Origin of the sequence: Thioalkalivibrio sp. ALJ3 (genome assembly GCF_000377205.1) — a bacterium.
Taxonomy (GTDB): Bacteria; Pseudomonadota; Gammaproteobacteria; order Ectothiorhodospirales; family Ectothiorhodospiraceae; genus Thioalkalivibrio.
This window is the reverse complement of sequence record NZ_KB897905.1, coordinates 141315-157716: the sequence shown is the minus strand read 5'-3', so window position 1 is coordinate 157716 and position 16402 is coordinate 141315. Positions and strand designations below refer to the sequence as shown.

13 protein-coding genes are annotated in these 16402 nt (G+C 67.4%); 10 read left to right on the top strand and 3 right to left on the bottom strand.

What is annotated here, in order from left to right; all coding sequences use genetic code 11:
* Positions 1-32: 32 nt before the first annotated feature.
* On the bottom strand, positions 33-2465 hold the full coding sequence (locus C935_RS0100725; protein WP_018860603.1) for an EAL domain-containing protein: 2433 nt from the start codon (positions 2463-2465) through the stop codon (positions 33-35).
* Positions 2466-2579: 114 nt separating this feature from the next.
* On the bottom strand, positions 2580-3731 hold the full coding sequence (queG, locus tag C935_RS0100720) for a tRNA epoxyqueuosine(34) reductase QueG (protein WP_018860602.1): 1152 nt from the start codon (positions 3729-3731) through the stop codon (positions 2580-2582).
* Positions 3732-3749: 18 nt separating this feature from the next.
* Between queG and C935_RS0100715 the strand changes: the two genes are divergently transcribed.
* The 8 genes from C935_RS0100715 (at position 3750) to C935_RS0100680 (ending at position 13490) form a co-directional block, all read left to right on the top strand.
* Entirely contained in the window at positions 3750-5264 is a 1515-nt protein-coding gene (locus tag C935_RS0100715) for a bifunctional ADP-dependent NAD(P)H-hydrate dehydratase/NAD(P)H-hydrate epimerase (protein WP_026278565.1), read from the top strand.
* On the top strand, positions 5261-5725 hold the full coding sequence (gene tsaE / locus C935_RS0100710; RefSeq protein ID WP_018860600.1) for a tRNA (adenosine(37)-N6)-threonylcarbamoyltransferase complex ATPase subunit type 1 TsaE: 465 nt from the start codon (positions 5261-5263) through the stop codon (positions 5723-5725). Before C935_RS0100715 ends, tsaE begins: the two co-directional genes overlap by 4 nt.
* Before the next feature lie 214 nt (positions 5726-5939).
* The gene (locus C935_RS0100705; RefSeq protein ID WP_018860599.1) at positions 5940-7283 is read left to right on the top strand and encodes an N-acetylmuramoyl-L-alanine amidase; all 1344 of its coding nucleotides are present in this window, start codon (positions 5940-5942) and stop codon (positions 7281-7283) included.
* Between the two features lie 136 nt (positions 7284-7419).
* Positions 7420-9300, top strand: a complete 1881-nt coding sequence (mutL, locus tag C935_RS0100700; protein ID WP_018860598.1) for a DNA mismatch repair endonuclease MutL — start codon at positions 7420-7422, stop codon at positions 9298-9300.
* Positions 9300-10247, top strand: coding sequence for a tRNA (adenosine(37)-N6)-dimethylallyltransferase MiaA (miaA, locus tag C935_RS0100695; protein WP_018860597.1), 948 nt, complete (start codon positions 9300-9302; stop codon positions 10245-10247). The genes mutL and miaA overlap by 1 nt, the downstream gene beginning before the upstream one ends.
* A 91-nt stretch (positions 10248-10338) precedes the next feature.
* Positions 10339-10593 (top strand): RNA chaperone Hfq, encoded by a 255-nt coding sequence (gene hfq / locus C935_RS0100690; RefSeq protein ID WP_012981909.1) that lies wholly within the window; start codon positions 10339-10341, stop codon positions 10591-10593.
* Between the two features lie 34 nt (positions 10594-10627).
* Positions 10628-11965, top strand: a complete 1338-nt coding sequence (gene hflX / locus C935_RS0100685) for a ribosome rescue GTPase HflX (protein WP_018860596.1) — start codon at positions 10628-10630, stop codon at positions 11963-11965.
* Positions 11966-12062: 97 nt separating this feature from the next.
* A complete protein-coding gene (locus tag C935_RS0100680; protein WP_018860595.1) occupies positions 12063-13490 on the top strand; it encodes a rhodanese-like domain-containing protein in 1428 nt (475 codons plus the stop codon).
* A gap of 101 nt (positions 13491-13591) precedes the next feature.
* Here C935_RS0100680 and C935_RS0100675 read toward each other — a convergent pair whose 3' ends face one another.
* The gene (locus C935_RS0100675) at positions 13592-15178 is read right to left on the bottom strand and encodes a LysM peptidoglycan-binding domain-containing protein (RefSeq protein WP_026278564.1); all 1587 of its coding nucleotides are present in this window, start codon (positions 15176-15178) and stop codon (positions 13592-13594) included.
* Here C935_RS0100675 and C935_RS0100670 point away from each other — a divergent pair.
* Both C935_RS0100670 and rnhA read left to right on the top strand, forming a co-directional pair.
* The gene (locus tag C935_RS0100670; RefSeq protein WP_026278563.1) at positions 15177-15941 is read left to right on the top strand and encodes a hypothetical protein; all 765 of its coding nucleotides are present in this window, start codon (positions 15177-15179) and stop codon (positions 15939-15941) included. The two genes, C935_RS0100675 and C935_RS0100670, sit on opposite strands and share 2 nt — an antisense overlap.
* On the top strand, positions 15934-16395 hold the full coding sequence (gene rnhA, locus C935_RS0100665; protein WP_018860592.1) for a ribonuclease HI: 462 nt from the start codon (positions 15934-15936) through the stop codon (positions 16393-16395). Before C935_RS0100670 ends, rnhA begins: the two co-directional genes overlap by 8 nt.
* Positions 16396-16402 lie beyond the last annotated feature (7 nt).

Genomic DNA, 16402 nt, shown 5'->3' with positions numbered 1-16402 from the left:
GGTTGAGGCGTCAGGCCAGGGTTCAAGCCCGGTCAGGAACTGCAAAGATCGCTGAGGTAATCGGTCAGCGGAATCGGCCTGGCCAGGTAATAGCCCTGTACGAAGTCGAGCCCGATCTCGCGCAGGTGATCCATGGTCTCCTCGGATTCCACGCACTCGGCGATGGTGCGCAGCCCGAGTACATGGCCGACGCGGTGGATCGCGGTGACCATCGCCGCATCGACGGCGTTGGTCGCGATATCGCGGACGAAGCTGCCATCCACCTTGAGGAAGTCGACCGGCAGGTTCTTCAGATAGCCGAACGAGGACAGCCCGCTGCCGAAGTCGTCCAGGGAGAAGCGGCAGCCCATGTAGCGCAATGCGCGAATCAGCCCCTGCGCGCGGTCGTGATGGCTGATCGCAGCGGTTTCGGTGACCTCGAAGATGACCTGCTGTGCCTGAATGCGGAACTGGCTCATGCGGCTGGTAATGAACTCGAGCATCCCGTCCTGCGCCAGTGACTGCCCTGACAGGTTGATCGACACCACGACTGGGGCATGATCCGGGTTCTGGTCCCGGTGATCGGCCAGTTGGCTGAACACGAGCTCGACCACGTGGCGATCGATCTCGGGCATCAGGTGGTACCGCTCGGCGGCCGGTATAAAGGCACCCGGGGCGATCAGGGTGCCGTCCTCGCCGTGCAGACGCAGCAGGATCTCGGCATGGTCCAGCGGCAGGTCGGTGCCGCCAAGGGGCTTGACCGGCTGCGCGTAGGCGACGAACCGGGCCTCCTCCAGCGCGGTGCGCAAGCGCCCGACCCACTCCATCTCGCCATGACGCCGACGCAGGATCTGGTCGGAGGGTTTCCAGGTGTAGAGCCGGTTGCGCCCGAGATCCTTGGCCACGTAGCAGGCGGAATCGGCTTGGCTGAGCACCTCGGGGAGGTTCTGGCCGGCGCCCTCGATCGGGACCAGGCCGATGCTCATGCCCACATCGAAGCGGCGGTCCTGCCAGGAGAAACGCAGGCCCTGGGCAGTCGTCAGGAGCTTCTTGCCGATGGCCTCCGCACGCCCCACCGGGCAGTGCGTCAGTAGCAGGCCAAACTCGTCGCCCCCAAGCCGCGCCAGGGTGTCGCTGTCGCGGATATGCGTCGGCAGCAGGTCGGCCAACTCGCGCAGCAGTGCATCCCCGGCCTGGTGGCCGCAGGTGTCGTTGATGATCTTGAACTGGTCCAGATCCATGTAGAACAGCGCGTGGGGCGTATCGCCCTCTTCCAGGGTACGCAGGGCCTCGTCCAGTCGGCGTTCGAATTCGCGCCGGTTACACAGGCCGGTGAGTTCGTCGTGGGTCGCCTGGTGATTCAGTTGCTGGGTCATCCGCCACAGCTCGGTGTGATCGTGCAGCACGACCACCACGCCTTCACTGTGGTGGTCCGGGCGGCGCAGGGGCGAGACCAGCAGGCGTACCACGCGGGCGGCCCCATCTCGACGCCGCAGCACCCGCTCCGGCGATTCGAGGGTCATGCCTGTTTCCAGGCACTGCGTAACCGGGTTCATGACCCGGTGGCCGGTATGCGTGTCCTCGAGCTCCAGTACCTCGTCGAGGCGCTGGCCCTGCACCGCCGTGGCATCCACGCCCAGAAGGTCGCGGGCCGAGGGGTTGAGATAGGTCAGGCGTCCGGTGGTGTCCGCGGTGAGTACGCCGTCGCGGATCGAGTGCAGTGTGGTCAGGAGCCGATCCCGCTCCGAGGCGGTACTCGCCTCGGCTGCACGCAGCGAGGTGATGTCCCAGGCGACGCCGAGGACACCCTGTTGTGATGACTGGGTAACCTCCATCGGCATCCAGGCGATGGCGAAGTGGCTCTCGCCGACGCGGACCTCGCTCTGGAAGCGCTCTCCGGCAAGGGCGCGATCGATCGCGGTCAGGATGGCCGGATAGTCGGCGTACAGGATGCGAGCGTCCTGTCCGACGACCTCGCCGGGGGTCAGGCCCAGACTGTTCAGGGCGGCCCCCTCGGACAGTGTGAAAACTCCATTGGGGTCCAGTCCGAACAAGATCAGGGGGGCGTGGCGAATAGTGGCCGACAGTTGCGTCTCCACCTCGCGCAGGGCCTGTTCTGCCTGTTGTTGTCGAGTGATGTCGCGGACCGTGGTCAGAACCTCGATGTCGTCGCCGGTGTGTATCGCGTTGATATGAATTTCGGCCGGAAACTCGTCTCCGTCCCGACGGCGAAAACGGCTCTCGAAGCGGGCCGGCAGGCGCTCGTCCGGTCGGCCGTGCGAGCGGTCGACGTCGGCCTGTGTGGCTTCGAGATCCAGTTCGGTGATGTGGATGCCGGTGGTCAGCTCGTCCTGTGAGTAACCCAGCAGGTGTACCGCGGCCTGGTTCGCCGCGACGACGCTGCCTGTGCAGTTGAGCACCAGTTGTGCCTCCGGGGCCTGTTCAAACAGGCGCTGAAAGCGGGTGCTGTCCGGGTGATCGGGCATGGCGACAGGGTGCGTCCTTTCGTGAGATGTCGGGCAGAAAAAGGAGTCGGCTCCCGAGTGTCACCTGTCGCGGTTGTGCTGGCAAGCCACGGTTGCCGTTGCCTGCGTGCCGGTCTATTGGGGAGCCTTTGTGAGACGGGAAAGGTGGTCCGCCGAGGGCGGCGGGGATGGGTGCTCACGACGGTTGCGCAGTTGCCCGAGCGCCCAGTCCACATGTTCACGTACCAGCGCGGAGGGGTGGTCGGCGCGAGCGCGAAGGGCCGTCTCGGCGTCAATCGAAGCCGGGCCATTGCCCAGGGCGACCGCCAGATTGCGCAGCCACTGCTCGTGGCCGATGCGGCGGATGGCCATGCCCTCGGTGCGCTGCAGAAAGGTGGTCTCGTCCCAGCCGAACAGCTCCACCAGGCTGGCGGCATCCAGTCCGTGGCGGGCGACGAAGTCGGGCTCGGCGGAGACCTCGGCAAAGCGGTTCCACGGGCAGACCAGCTGGCAGTCGTCGCAGCCATAGATGCGGTTGCCGATCAGCGGGCGCAGCTCTTCGGGGATCGAGCCCTTCAGCTCGATGGTCAGGTACGAGATGCAGCGTCGGGCATCCAGGTCGTAGGGCCCGCGGAAGGCCTGCGTCGGGCAGATGTCGAGACAGGCGGTACACGCCCCGCAGTGTTCGCCAACCGGATCGTCCACCGGTAGCGGCAGGTCCGTAAACAGCTCGCCCAGAAAGAACCAGGAGCCGCTCTCGCGGGCGAGCAGGTTGGTGTTCTTGCCGATCCAGCCGAGCCCGGCGCGGGCGGCCAGGGCCTTTTCCAGGATGGGCGCGCTGTCGGTGAAGGCGCGATAGCCGTGCGGCCCTGCCGCGGCCTCGATGCGTCGGCCCAGTTCGGTCAGGCGCTTGCGGATCAGCTTGTGGTAGTCGCGGCCGAGGGCGTAGCGGGAGACATAGGCGCGGTGCCGTTCGGCCAACTGGATGGCCGGGCGCCGGGTGCGCGGAGGAAAGTAGTCCATGCGCACGCTGATCACGCGCTGTACGCCGGGCATCAGTTGTGCGGGGTCGTGGCGCAGTGCGGCGCGTTCGGCCATCCAGCCCATCTCGCCGTGCGAGCCCTGCTGCAGCCAGCGGTCCAGGTGCTGGCGATCCGCCTCCGGGACCGTGGCGGGCGCGATGCGCAGCGCCTGGAAGCCCAGTTCGCGGCCCCAGGCCCGAATCTGTTCGGCCAGCGCGTGACATTGGCGTGGATCGAGAGGCTCAGGCACGATTTCGGCAATCATACGATCGGGGCAAGAAACGTGAATGATGGACCCGGGGTGATCCCCCTGACCAGCGCGCTCTATGACAGCGAGGGCATGCGGGCGCTGGATGCGGCCGGAATGGCCCTGCCGGAGATCGCGCCCGGGGAGTTGATGGAGCGCGCCGGGGCGGCCCTTCTGGCGGCCGTCAGGGCTCACTGGCCCGATGTGCGCCGACTCGGCATCCTCTGTGGCCCCGGCAACAACGGGGGCGACGGCTACGTGCTGGCGCGACTGGCCGCGCAGACCGGCCTGGATGTACGGCTCCACGGCGGTCCTTCGCGTGCGCGCCCGGAGTCGGATGGTCGTCAGGCACATCGGCGCTGGATCGAGCACGGGGGCGCGGTGGCGCCGCTCGAGGGCTTCGACCCGGCGGACGCCGACCTGTGGGTCGACTGTCTGTTTGGTATCGGGCTGGAGCGGCCGCTCCACGACGCCTACGGCGAGGTGGTCGAGCGCCTGAATGCCTCCGGGCGGCCCGTGCTGGCCGCGGACATCCCCTCGGGCGTCAATGCCGACACCGGTGCGGTGCCGGGACCCGCGGTGCGCGCCCGGCATACCGTGACCATGATTGCCGACAAGCTGGGCCTGCACACGGGCGCGGGCGTGGACTGCGCGGGTACCGTGGAGGTGGCGCGGCTGGATCTGCCCGAGCAGATAGCCCGGGAGGTGATGCCGCGGGCCCGGCACCTGGGCCCGGAGGACTGGCGGGATCGCCTGCCGGCCCGCCGGCCGGGGGCGCACAAGGGCGACGCCGGGCATGTGCTGGTGGTCGGGGGCGCGCCGGGATTCTCCGGGGCGGCCCGTCTGACGGCGCTGGCGGCCCTGCGCGCCGGGGCCGGGCGGGTCACACTGGCCACCCACGAGGACCATGCGGCCTGGGCCAATGCCGACCGGCCCGAAATCATGGTGCGGGCGGTGCGCGAGCCGGCCGATCTGTTGCACCTGGCCCGTCAGGTGGATGTGATCGCGGCGGGGCCGGGGCTGGGCACAGAGGAGTGGGGGCGCCGCCTGTGGCACGCGGTCGCGGATGCGGGGGTGCCCCTGGTGGTGGATGCCGATGCCCTGAACCTGCTGGCTGCGACGCCCCGTCAGACGGATTCCTGGGTCCTGACGCCGCATCCGGGTGAGGCCGGTCGCCTGCTGAATCGTCCGGCGGCGGAGGTGGAGGCAAATCGACCGGGGGCCGTGCTCGAGCTGGCGCAGCGCTTCGGCGGCGTGTGTTTGCTCAAGGGGGCCGGGACGCTGGTCGCCGACGCTGGCGGTGCGCCGCTGACCTGCGTGACCGGAGGCCATGCTGGCATGGCGGTCCCCGGTAGCGGGGACGTACTCACGGGGGTGATCGTCGCACTGCGTGCGCAGGGGCTCGAGGCGCGTGCCGCGGCCGAGATCGGGGCAGCGTGGCATTGTGCGGCGGGCCAGGCCCTGCGCGCGCGGCTGGGCAGCTGGCGCGGGCTGCTGGCGGGCGAGCTGGCGGATGCGCTTCCGGCCGCAGCCGGGGAGGAGGGGGCGTGAACGCAGGGATCCGGCTGCCGGACGCCGCGGCCACGGAGCGGGCCGGTGCGGCCCTTGCGGGGATGGAAGGCCTGCGGATCGTCTACCTGGAGGGGGATCTTGGGGCGGGCAAGACCACCTGGACGCGTGGCTTCCTGCAGGCGCTGGGGCATGCGGGCAACGTGCGCAGCCCCACCTACACGCTGGTGGAGCCCTACGAACTCCACGGGCGCAGCGTGCTGCATTTCGACCTGTATCGCCTGGCGGACCCGGAGGAGCTGGAGTATCTGGGGGTGCGCGAGGCCTTTGGCGAGCAGGCGCTCTGGCTGGTCGAGTGGCCCGAGCGCGGCGCGGGCTGGCTACCAGAGCCGGACCTGAGGGTGCGGCTGGAGTCGTGCGAGCCGAGTGGCCGCATGCTCCATGTCTCCGGAGCGGCAGCCTCCAACTACCGGGCGCGCGCCGCGCAAGCCCCTTCATCCTGATAACCCAATGAAAAAATGGAACAAATCCAGCCCCTGAGAGGGGCTGCGGTTCTTGTTGGGCAAGGCATCAGTTGCAATGACACACGCAAAAACCGCGATATCTCGCTCATAAAGAACGAATTTTGCTATTGCTTTTCCAGAAAAAGCGTCCACAATGTAGGCAGACCCCCTGAATTAAAAGGGATTCGCCGTGGGCCAAAGCTCGATTCCGGATATGCGCCGCCGCCAGGTGCTGCGCGCCCTGACCGCCCTGGGGCTGGTCGGGCTGCCGCTGCCCGCGCTTGCGCGCACGGGCGTCGAGCGGGTGCGCATGTCCGTGGATGGCGACACGACGCGCCTGGTCTTCGACATGGATGGTGATGCCGAGTACTCGATGTTCAAGCTCGAGTCGCCCGATCGCCTGGTGGTGGATATCAAGAACGCCCGCGCGCTGGACGAGCTGAAGGTCAGTTCCAATCCGCGTTCGGTTGTGGAGTCCATTCGCCACGCACCACGGGATGGCGGTGATCTGCGCGTGGTGTTCGACCTGCGCAAGCCGATCGAACCGCGCAGCTTCAAGTTGATGCCCGCCCAGGACTCTCCCCATCGACTGGTGCTGGACCTGACCAGTCGCGAGGGTGCGCCGACGCAATCGGCCCGCGAGGAATCCCGCGACAACGGCGAGCCGCGCCGCGGGCGTTCGCAGGAGAACCTGCGTGATGTCGTGGTCGCCATCGATGCCGGGCACGGTGGACATGACCCGGGGGCGATTGGTCCCGGCGGGACTCGCGAGAAGGATGTGGTCCTGCAGATATCCAAGCGCCTGGCCGAGCGCATTAAGGACGAGCGCGGCATGAAGGCGGTGATGATCCGCACCGGCGACTATTTCCTGCCGCTACGCGAGCGCATCGAGCGCGCCCGTGCGGCGGACGCCGACGTCTTCATGTCGATTCATGCTGATGCCATCGCCAATCGGAACGTGCAGGGCTCTTCGGTGTACATGCTTTCCGAGCGCGGGGCCTCCAGCGAGGCCGCCCGTTTCCTCGCCCAGCGCGAGAACCAGGCCGACTTGCGCTTGGGTGGCGTGCCGATCAACGGCAAGGATGACTCGCTGACCAACGTGCTGCTGGATCTCGCTCAGAGCGGCAGCCTCGAGGCAAGCAACACGCTGGCCGAGCGCGTGATCTCCGAGCTACACCGGGTGGGCAAGGTGCGCAAGCCGGAGGTCGAGCGGGCCAACTTCGCGGTGCTGCGATCACCCGATGTCCCGTCCATCCTGGTCGAGGCCGCGTTCATCTCCAACCCGTCCGAGGAGCGCAAGCTGCGCAGCACGGACTTCCAGAACTCGCTGGCGGATGCACTGCTGACCGGTCTGCGGTCCTATTTCTCGACGCATGCCCGTCCGGGCACGCTGATCGCCGATGGCCAGCCGGACCAGCACATCATTCGCCCCGGTGAGACGCTCTCGGGGATCGCCGACCGCTACAGCCTGTCGCTGGCCGATCTGCGTTCGGCGAATAATGTCCGCGACGATCGTATCTACGCCGGTCAGGTCCTGCGAATACCGCGCGATTCCTGACGTCCGCAGGCGGATGTCCGTCACGGATTCCGGTTTGTCCCGCCGTGGTCCGTGCAGTGACGCCCGCGCGGTACGTGCAAATCGAGTCGCATTTCCCTAGGCTTGTGGGCCCATTCTGCGGTCCACGGTTGTGCGCGTGTCCATCGAGAAACTCTCCGAGCAACTGATCAACCAGATCGCGGCGGGCGAGGTGGTCGAGCGCCCGGCCTCGGTGGTCAAGGAGCTTGTGGAGAATGCCCTGGACGCGGGCTCGACCCGCCTCGAGATCCGTCTCGAGCAGGGCGGCATCCGCCTGATCCAGATCAGCGACAATGGTTGCGGCATTCATCGCGACGAGCTCCCGCTGGCACTGTCCCGCCACGCGACCAGCAAGATCCGTTCGATGGAGGACCTGGAGGCCCTGCACACCCTCGGCTTTCGCGGCGAGGCGCTCCCCTCGATCGCGTCCGTTTCGCGTCTGTCCATGACTTCGGCCGTGGAGGGCGAGCGCAACGGCTGGCGCCTCACCGGCGACGGATCGGATGTCGTTCGCGAGGCGGCGCCGGCTGCGCACCCGGTGGGCACGACGGTCGAGGTTCGGGATCTGTTCTTCAACGTCCCCGCGAGGCGCAAGTTCGTGCGTACCGAGCGTACCGAATTCAACCACTGCGAGACGGTCATCCGTACCCAGGCCGCGGCCTGCCCGGAAGTCGCCTTCACCCTGCGCCACAACGACCGCGTAGTGCTGGATCTGCCCGCCGCGGGGGATCCCGCCGAGCGCGTGCGCGCCCTGCTGGGCGAGGCCTTCATGGACGCGGCGACGCCGGTGGACGAGCAGCGCGCCGGCCTCAAGCTCTCGGGCTGGCTGGGCGCCCCGACCCAGTCCCGGGCCCAGCCCGACCAGCAGTATTTCTTCGTCAACGGTCGCGCGATTCGCGACCGCGTGCTGGCGGCAGCCGTGCGCAAGGCCTATCAGGATGTGCTGTACCACGGGCGCCATCCAATGTTCGTGCTGGAACTCGAACTGGACCCGGTGCAGGTGGACGTGAATGCCCACCCCACCAAGCAGGAGGTGCGTTTCCGCGAGTCGCGGATGGTGCACGACTTCATCTTTCACGCCCTGCACAAGGCACTCGCAGATGTCCGTCCCGGGGATGGCGGGATGCCGGGGTATCTGCCGCCTGACACCGGGGCCGCTCAGGCGGTGCAGGAGCGGGCCACCGCAGCCTTCCCGCGCGAGCGAGCCCTGAGCGGGCTGGGCGTGCCCGAGTACCGGACCCAGGACCGGCCCACTGCGGCCGGGTTGGGCGAGCGCCCTGGTTATGCGGCTGGCGGATCACCGGATTATGGAGCGGCCTGGGCCGAGTTCCGCGGGCCTGCTGCGGTGGCCGAGCCCGAGACCCGGGCATTCGAGGCGGCAGACAGCGCGGATGAGGACGCTGGAGCGGCAGGCATGCCACCGCTGGGTTTCGCCCTGGGACAGGTCGCGGAGACCTTTATCCTCGCCGAGAATGCGCACGGCCTGATCGTGGTCGACATGCATGCGGCGCACGAGCGTATTACTTATGAGCGGCTCAAGCGCGAGTGGGGTGCGCAGGGCATCACCTCGCAACCCCTGCTGGTGCCGGAGTCGCTGGACGTGACACCCACCGAAGCCGCGCTGGCCGAGGAACATGCCGGTGTACTGGGTGCCCTGGGTTTCGAGCTGGATCGTTCGGGGCCGGAGACGCTGACCCTGCGCGCGGCCCCGGCGCTGCTACGCGGGCGTGACACCGTCCAGTTGGTGCGCGATGTGCTCGCGGATCTCGCGGCCGTGGGCTACAGCCACCGTGCCGAGGGCGAGATGAATGCCGTGCTCGGCACCATGGCCTGCCACGGTTCGGTGCGTTCCGGGCGCCGCCTGACGCTCCCGGAGATGAACCAACTGCTGCGCGACATGGAGGCGACCGAGCGTTCCGGCCAGTGCAACCATGGCCGCCCGACCTGGGTGGAGCTCGACCACCAGGCGCTGGATCGTTTGTTCCTGCGGGGGCGATAGTGGACACATTCGGACCCGGCCGCCCGCCGGTCGTGATCCTGGCCGGACCGACGGCCTCGGGCAAGACCGCGCTGTCGCTGACGCTCGCCGAGGCGCTGGAAGGCGAGATTATCAGCGTCGATTCCGCGTTGGTGTATCGGGGCATGGATATCGGCACCGCGAAGCCGATTGCGGAGGAACGCGCCCGCGTGCCGCACCATCTTCTGGATATTCGCGATCCGGAGGACACCTACAGTGCCGCCGACTTTGCGCACGACGCCGAGGAGGTAATCGCCGGGATCCATGCGCGCGGTCGGGTGGCCCTGCTGGTGGGCGGAACCCTGCTGTACCTGCGTGCCCTGCTGGATGGCTTTGACGAAATTCCCGAGGTGCCGGCTCCGGTGCGCGAACGGGTGCGGGCGCGCCTGGACGTGGAGGGCGGGCTGGTTCTGCATCGCGAACTCGCCAACGTGGATCCGGAGGCGGCGGCGCGTATCCACCCGAACGACCCGCAACGTATCCTGCGGGCGCTGGAGGTCTTCGAGGCGACCGGACGGCCGTTGTCCAGCTTCCAGAAGGGTGCGGCGGCCCGCGTACCGAAGGGCTGGGTATCGATGGCCCTGTGGCCGGAGGATCGTGACGTCCTGCGCGAACGGATCGCCCAGCGCTTTGATGCGATGCTGGAGGCCGGGTTTGTCGACGAACTGATGGCCCTGCAGCAGCGACCGGGGCTGACGGCGGAGCACCCCTCCCAGCGCGCGGTGGGCTATCGCCAGGGCTGGCAGTGGTTGGCGGGGGAGCTCGGCTTTGCGCAGTTCCGCGAGCGGGCGATCGCCGCGACACGGCAACTGGCCAAACGCCAGCTGACGGGGCTGCGGCGGTTTCCCCTGCATGCGCGATTGAACGCGTCCACCGTCGATCGGTCGGAAGTGTTGAACGTGGTTCGCCACGCGGACTTCGATCGTTGATGTGCTACTCTCTGGAAAGGCCCCGCCAGGGCTTGCTGGAGGAGCATCCGGCGTGTGGCGAGATGAAGAATAACAACCAAGGAACGCACTGATGGCCAAAGGGCAAATGCTGCAGGAACCCTTCCTGAACGCGCTGCGTCGGGACCGTGTGCCGGTCTCGATCTATCTGGTCAACGGCATCAAGCTGCAGGGGCAGATCGAGTCCTTCGATCAGTTCGTGGTGCTGCTGCGCAGCACCGTCTCGCAGATGGTGTACAAGCACGCGATCTCGACCATCGTTCCGTCCCGCCAGGTGCGCATGAATACCGAGGGCGAAGAGGCCGCTACCGCTGAAGCGGAGGCATAGGGTGTCTTGAGCATGAGCGGGAGGTTCGTCTTTTTTGTTTGAGCGCCCCGACAGCGCCGGCGATCGCGCCGTGCTGGTGGCACTGGCCATCGGCGAAAACCCCGATATCGAGGCCCAGGTCCAGGAATTCGACGAGTTGGTCCGCTCCGCTGGTGCGGATGTGCTGGAACTCGTACGGGGTTCACGCGACCGCCCGCACCCCCGTCTGTTCGTGGGCGCCGGCAAGGCCGACGAGATTCGCGCCGCGGTCGAGGCCCAGGGCGCCGATGTGGTGATCTTCAACCACGCGCTCTCGCCCAGCCAGGAACGCAACCTCGAACGTCACTTGCAATGCCGTGTGCTGGACCGCGCGGGGCTGATCCTCGACATCTTCGCCCAGCGCGCGCGGTCGCACGAAGGCAAGCTGCAGGTCGAGTTGGCCCAGTTGCGGCACATGGCCACGCGGCTGGTGCGCGGGTGGACTCACCTGGAGCGCCAGAAGGGCGGCATTGGCCTGCGCGGGCCGGGGGAAACCCAGCTCGAAACCGACCGCCGCCTGCTGGCCGCGCGCATCAAGCATATCGAACGACGCCTGGAGAAAGTCGAGCGCACCCGCGAGCAGGGGCGTCAGGCGCGTCTGCGCAACGAGATCCCCACCGTGTCCCTGGTGGGCTATACCAACGCCGGCAAGTCCACGCTGTTCAACCGCCTGACGCACTCCGATGTGTACGAGGCGGATCAGCTGTTCGCGACCCTGGACCCGACCCTGCGGCGGCTGGACCTGGCTCCGCACCAGTCGCTGATCCTGGCGGACACGGTCGGGTTCGTGCGCGACCTGCCGCATGAGCTGGTCGCGGCCTTCAAGGCAACCCTGACCGAGACCCGCGAGGCCGCGCTGCTGCTGCACGTGATCGACGCGGCCGATCCCGAGCGCGAGGCACGCATCCGCCAGGTGGAAGAGGTACTCAAGGAAATCGGTGCCGAGGACGTGCCGTGCTGGCGCATCTACAACAAGATCGACCGCCTCGAGAATCCGGCTGCCGCGCCGGAGGACCGGTTCGGCATGGCGGACGACGCCTTCTGGCTGTCGGCCCACACCGGCGAGGGCGTGGCCCGGCTCGAGCGGCGCCTGGCCGAGACCTTTACCGAGTCCATGCTCCGCGGCTGGGTCGAATTGCCGGCCAGTGCCGGGCGCCTTCGCGCGCGGCTGTACGAGGAAAAGGCAGTCGAGTCCGAACAGACCGCCCCGGACGGTGGTATTCAGCTGCGTCTGAGTCTGCCCGAGCGTCGCTATCGCCAGTTGTTTGACGAGGCGGGGCTGGACCCGGATGCGGTGCGGCTGGAGGCCGAGGTCGACGTCGAGACCATCCCGCGCGCCGCCGGCGATCACTGATCCAGTCCCATTCAATCTGGCCCTTCGGGAACTTTCGTGCTAATAACTGACCAAATTAGTCAGAAATTAGCACGAACCCGAACCTGAAGGAGGGGGCATGATTCTGGAACGCTTCGAGGACACCGGTCTGTCCCAGTTTTCTTTCGTCGTCGGTTGCCAGGGCAGCGGCGAAATCGCCGTCGTGGATCCCCGGCGCGACGTGGATGTGTACCTGGACTACGCGGAACGCCATGGCTACCGCATCGCGTACGTGATGGATACCCATATTCACGCCGATTTCGCCTCCGGTGCCCGCGAGCTGGCGGACAAGACCGGCGCGCATCTGCTGCTGTCCGGACATGACGAAGGTGAACACTTTCACGTGCAGTTCCCGCACGAGGACCTGCACCACGGCGACGTCATCCGTTTGGGTAACGTACGCCTGGAGACCCGCCACGTGCCGGGGCACACCCCCGAACACCTGATGTTCATGGTGTACGACGGCGCCCGTGCCGAGCAGGACCCGATCGCGATCCTGACCGGCGACTTCCTGTTTGTCGGCGCATTGGGGCGCCCGGACCTGCTCGGCGACGAGGCCAAGCAGGCGCTGGGGCGCCAGATGTTTGCCAGTGTGCGTGACCAACTGGGCGATCTGCCCGATGGCGTTGAAGTGCATCCGGGCCACGGGGCCGGTTCCGCCTGCGGGGCCGGTATGGCCGGACGGCCGGTGTCCACGCTGGGCTACGAACGGCGTACGAATCCGTATCTGGATCCGGCGCTGGACGAAGATGCCTTCGTGGCTAAGCTGCTGGACGGCCTGCCGCCCATCCCGGATTTCTACCCGCGCAACAAGCGCATCAACTCCGAGGGCCCGCGTTCGGTCATCCCGCTCCCGGGTCTGGACCGGCCGTTGGAGCCCTCCGAGGTCGCGCGCCGTGCCGAGTCCGGCGAGATTACCGTGATCGACCTGCGCGATCCGCTGGCATTTGGTGGCGGCCACATCCCGAATGCCCTGGGCATCGGCATCGATGGTCCGTTCGCCAACTGGGCCGGCTGGGTCACGCCGGATGACACCCCGATCGTGCTGGTCGACCAGGATGGTGACCCGGCGATGATCGAACGGGCCGTGCGGTACCTGGTGCGCACCGGGCGCGACTACATCGAAGGCTATGTGCGCGGCGGCATGGGGGCCTACAGCATGGCTGGCCTGCCCCTGGCGACCCTGGCTCAGCTGGACGCGGGCCGTGCCCGTGAGGCGTTGAGTCGTGGTGATGTCCGTCTGCTCGACGTCCGGGCGGTCTCCGAGTACACCGCTGGCCATGCCGAAGGGGCCGTCAATCAGCCGGTGGCCGATACGCGTGACGGTGTTCCCGCGATCGACCGTAGCGAGGCCGTTACGGTGGTGTGCGGCAGTGGTTACCGCTCGACCGTGGCCGGTTCCATCCTGCAACGGCTGGGGTATCGCGAGGTGTACAACGTGGTGGGCGGAATGACCGCGTGGAACCGCGCGCTGTCGGACACTGCTGGAGGCCGCGAGGCGGCCTGAGCCCGCGGCTTCGTCTGGCACCTATTGGGGCGTTCGCCCGGGTATCGGCGGACGTCCCGGATCGGCCGGGCTCTTGCCCGAGTGCCCGTGGCGGGTTGTGGCTACACGTCGCGGGCTCGTGCAATGGCCTCTTCGTCGGCCTCGGCGACGTACAGCGTCAGGGTTTCGCCTGCACGGATGCCGTCGCCGTTGAGTGAGTTCCAGCGACGCAGGTCACTGACCGAGACCTGGAACTGACGGGCGATGCTGGACAGGGAGTCCCCGGGCTGGACTTCGTAGGCCACGCTGCGGCCGTTATCCGACGAGCTTCCCCCATTGGCCTGGGCGACCTGCAACGTATCGCCCGGGCGCAGGATGGCGTCGCGCTCAAGCTCGTTCGCCGCGCGCAGCTCGCTGATGGTCATGCCCGTGCGCTCGCTGATCGTCCACAGGCTGTCGCCTTCCTGGATTTCATAGGTGTCGAGCTCGCCTGCTTCGGCCGCGGCCGCGACCTGGATCTCGGCGTCTTCCTGTCCGGTGACCGGCAGCTTCAGGGTCTGCCCCGCACGGATATTGTCGCCGTTGAGTCCGTTCATCTCGCGCAGCACGGCCACCCGGGTGCCGGCCCGCTGGGCGATGGAACCGAGGTTGTCGCCACTGGCCACCGTGTACTCGCGGAAGCGGATCAGCGGGTTTTCTCCGTGTTCGGTCAGCGCCACTTCCAGAGCTTCGGCCGCATCATGCGGAACGAACAGGTGCTGGGCGTTGGAGGGGTGGGTCGCGTGGCGTTGATAGCCAGGGTTCAGGCGCTTCAGATCATCCGCCTCAAGCCCGATCATCTCGGCGATCAGGGCGAGATCGGCCTGGCGACCGGGCTCGATCCGTTCCAGGGCCGGCTCGTTGGCGATCGGGGTGAGTTGTGTTCCGTGCTCGTCGGGGTTCAGGAACAGCTCGCGCAGGGCCAGCAGGCGCGGTACGTAGGCGGTTGCCTCGGCGGACAACTCCAGGTTCCAGTAGTCGGTGGGTTCCCCGCGCGCGGCGTTGCGTTCGATCGCCCGCGTCACGTTGCCCTGACCGAAGTTGTAGGCCGCCAGGGCCAGGTACCAGTCATCGAAGCGCTGATGAAGCGCCTCCAGATAGTCCAGTGCCGCGAGGGTGGACTGGTAGACGTCACGGCGTCCGTCGTACCACTCGTCGCGTGCCAGGTCGAAGTGGTCACCGGTGGCGGGGATGAACTGCCAGATGCCAGCCGCACGGCCGCTCGATGTGGCCTCAGCGGCAAAACCGCTTTCCACGATCGGCAGCAGCAGCAGTTCGGCCGGCATGTCGCGCTTCTCGATCTCGGAGAGGATGAAGTAGGCGAACGGCTCCGCCCGCTCGGTCGAGAGCTGGATGATGCGCGGGTTGTTGCTGTAATGCTCGATGTACTGCTCCACCCGTTCGTGGTGCAGATCATCGGTAAAGCCGAAGCCCAGGCGGGTACGCTCCCAGAGGTCGTCGGTTTCCGCGGCCTGGTCGGCGGCCTCGCGGGCCTGCCGCTCCATGGCTGCCTGAACGTCTGCCTGAGTTGGACCCTCCACCACAGGCTTGTCGACCTGAGAGGTATCCAGTGCGCGTTCGGAGTCGTGTAGGCTACAGGCAGAGACCAGCAGGGTCGTCAGGCCCAGGGTTAAGCCAAGTGGTAGTCGGGAGCGGGGTCGGATCATCATGGCGCTGAAGGATAAACCACACTCGGAGTATCACCAAGACCCTTTTTTGCGCTGGCTTTCTCACTGGTACGAGAAGCCGCAGGGTCGGCGGGTTCGCGAGCGGCTTTTGCAACGCATTCGGCAACATGCCGCACCCGGCCCCGGAGAGGTGGCGATCGAGCTCTCGCCGGTCCCGATGCTGGAGGAATCCGACACCCTGGGTGGTCCGATCGTGCGCATGGACTCCTCGCGTCCCGGGCTATTGATGGAGCCGGAGTTCTGGCCGCTGGAATCGGACTGCGCGCGCCGCATCGTGCTGGCTCATCCCTGTGCCTACAGTGATCTGCCGGCCGCCGTGGTGGCCGAGGCCGCGCGGGTACTGGAGCCGGAGGGCATGATCTTCATGCTGGAGGGCAACCGCCTGCAGCTGGGTGATCAGGGCGGGGTTCGGGTTTCGCCGCTGCCCGAGGGGCTCCGGCGTCGCCAGTACCGCGAGTTCATGGAGTCCGCCGATCTGGAGGTGCTGGAGCAGTGGAGCCTCAGTCTGCTGCCTCCCGGTCTGTCCGAAACCTGGCAGCAGCGGCTGGCCCCGGTGGATGCCTGGACCCGTCGGGGGTTGCCGCCTCTGGCCAGCGTGATCCTGACGGTTGCCCACAAGCGGGTGGACCTGCCGTTGCGTCCGGCTACGCAGTATCGCTTCGCCAGCCCGGGCCCCCGCCTGCGGCCGGGGCTGGTATCCTCGCGCACTTCGAGCCGCAGCGAATCGAAGTCAGTCCATGGATGAAGAGCGTGTGTACATCTATACCGATGGCGCCTGTCGCGGTAACCCCGGCCCCGGTGGCTGGGGCGCGATCCTGCGCTATCGCGGCACCGAGCGCGAGCTGCACGGGGCGGAGCCCGAGACGACCAACAACCGCATGGAATTGACGGCCGCCATCCGTGCCCTGGGGACGCTCAAGCGCCCCTGCAGGGTGGAACTGGTCACGGATTCGAAATACGTCAAGCAGGGCGTGACCGAATGGCTGCCCGGCTGGAAACGCCGTAACTGGAAGTCCGCCAGTGGCTCCCCGGTGAAGAATCGTGACCTGTGGGAGGCGCTCGACGCCCAGGCCGCGCGCCACGACATCGAGTGGTACTGGGTGCGCGGTCACAGTGGCCACCCGGAGAACGAGCGCGCGGACCAGCTGGCCAATGCGGGGATCGACGCGCTGCTGGCCGGCCAACCCATCGAGAATTGAGACCGTC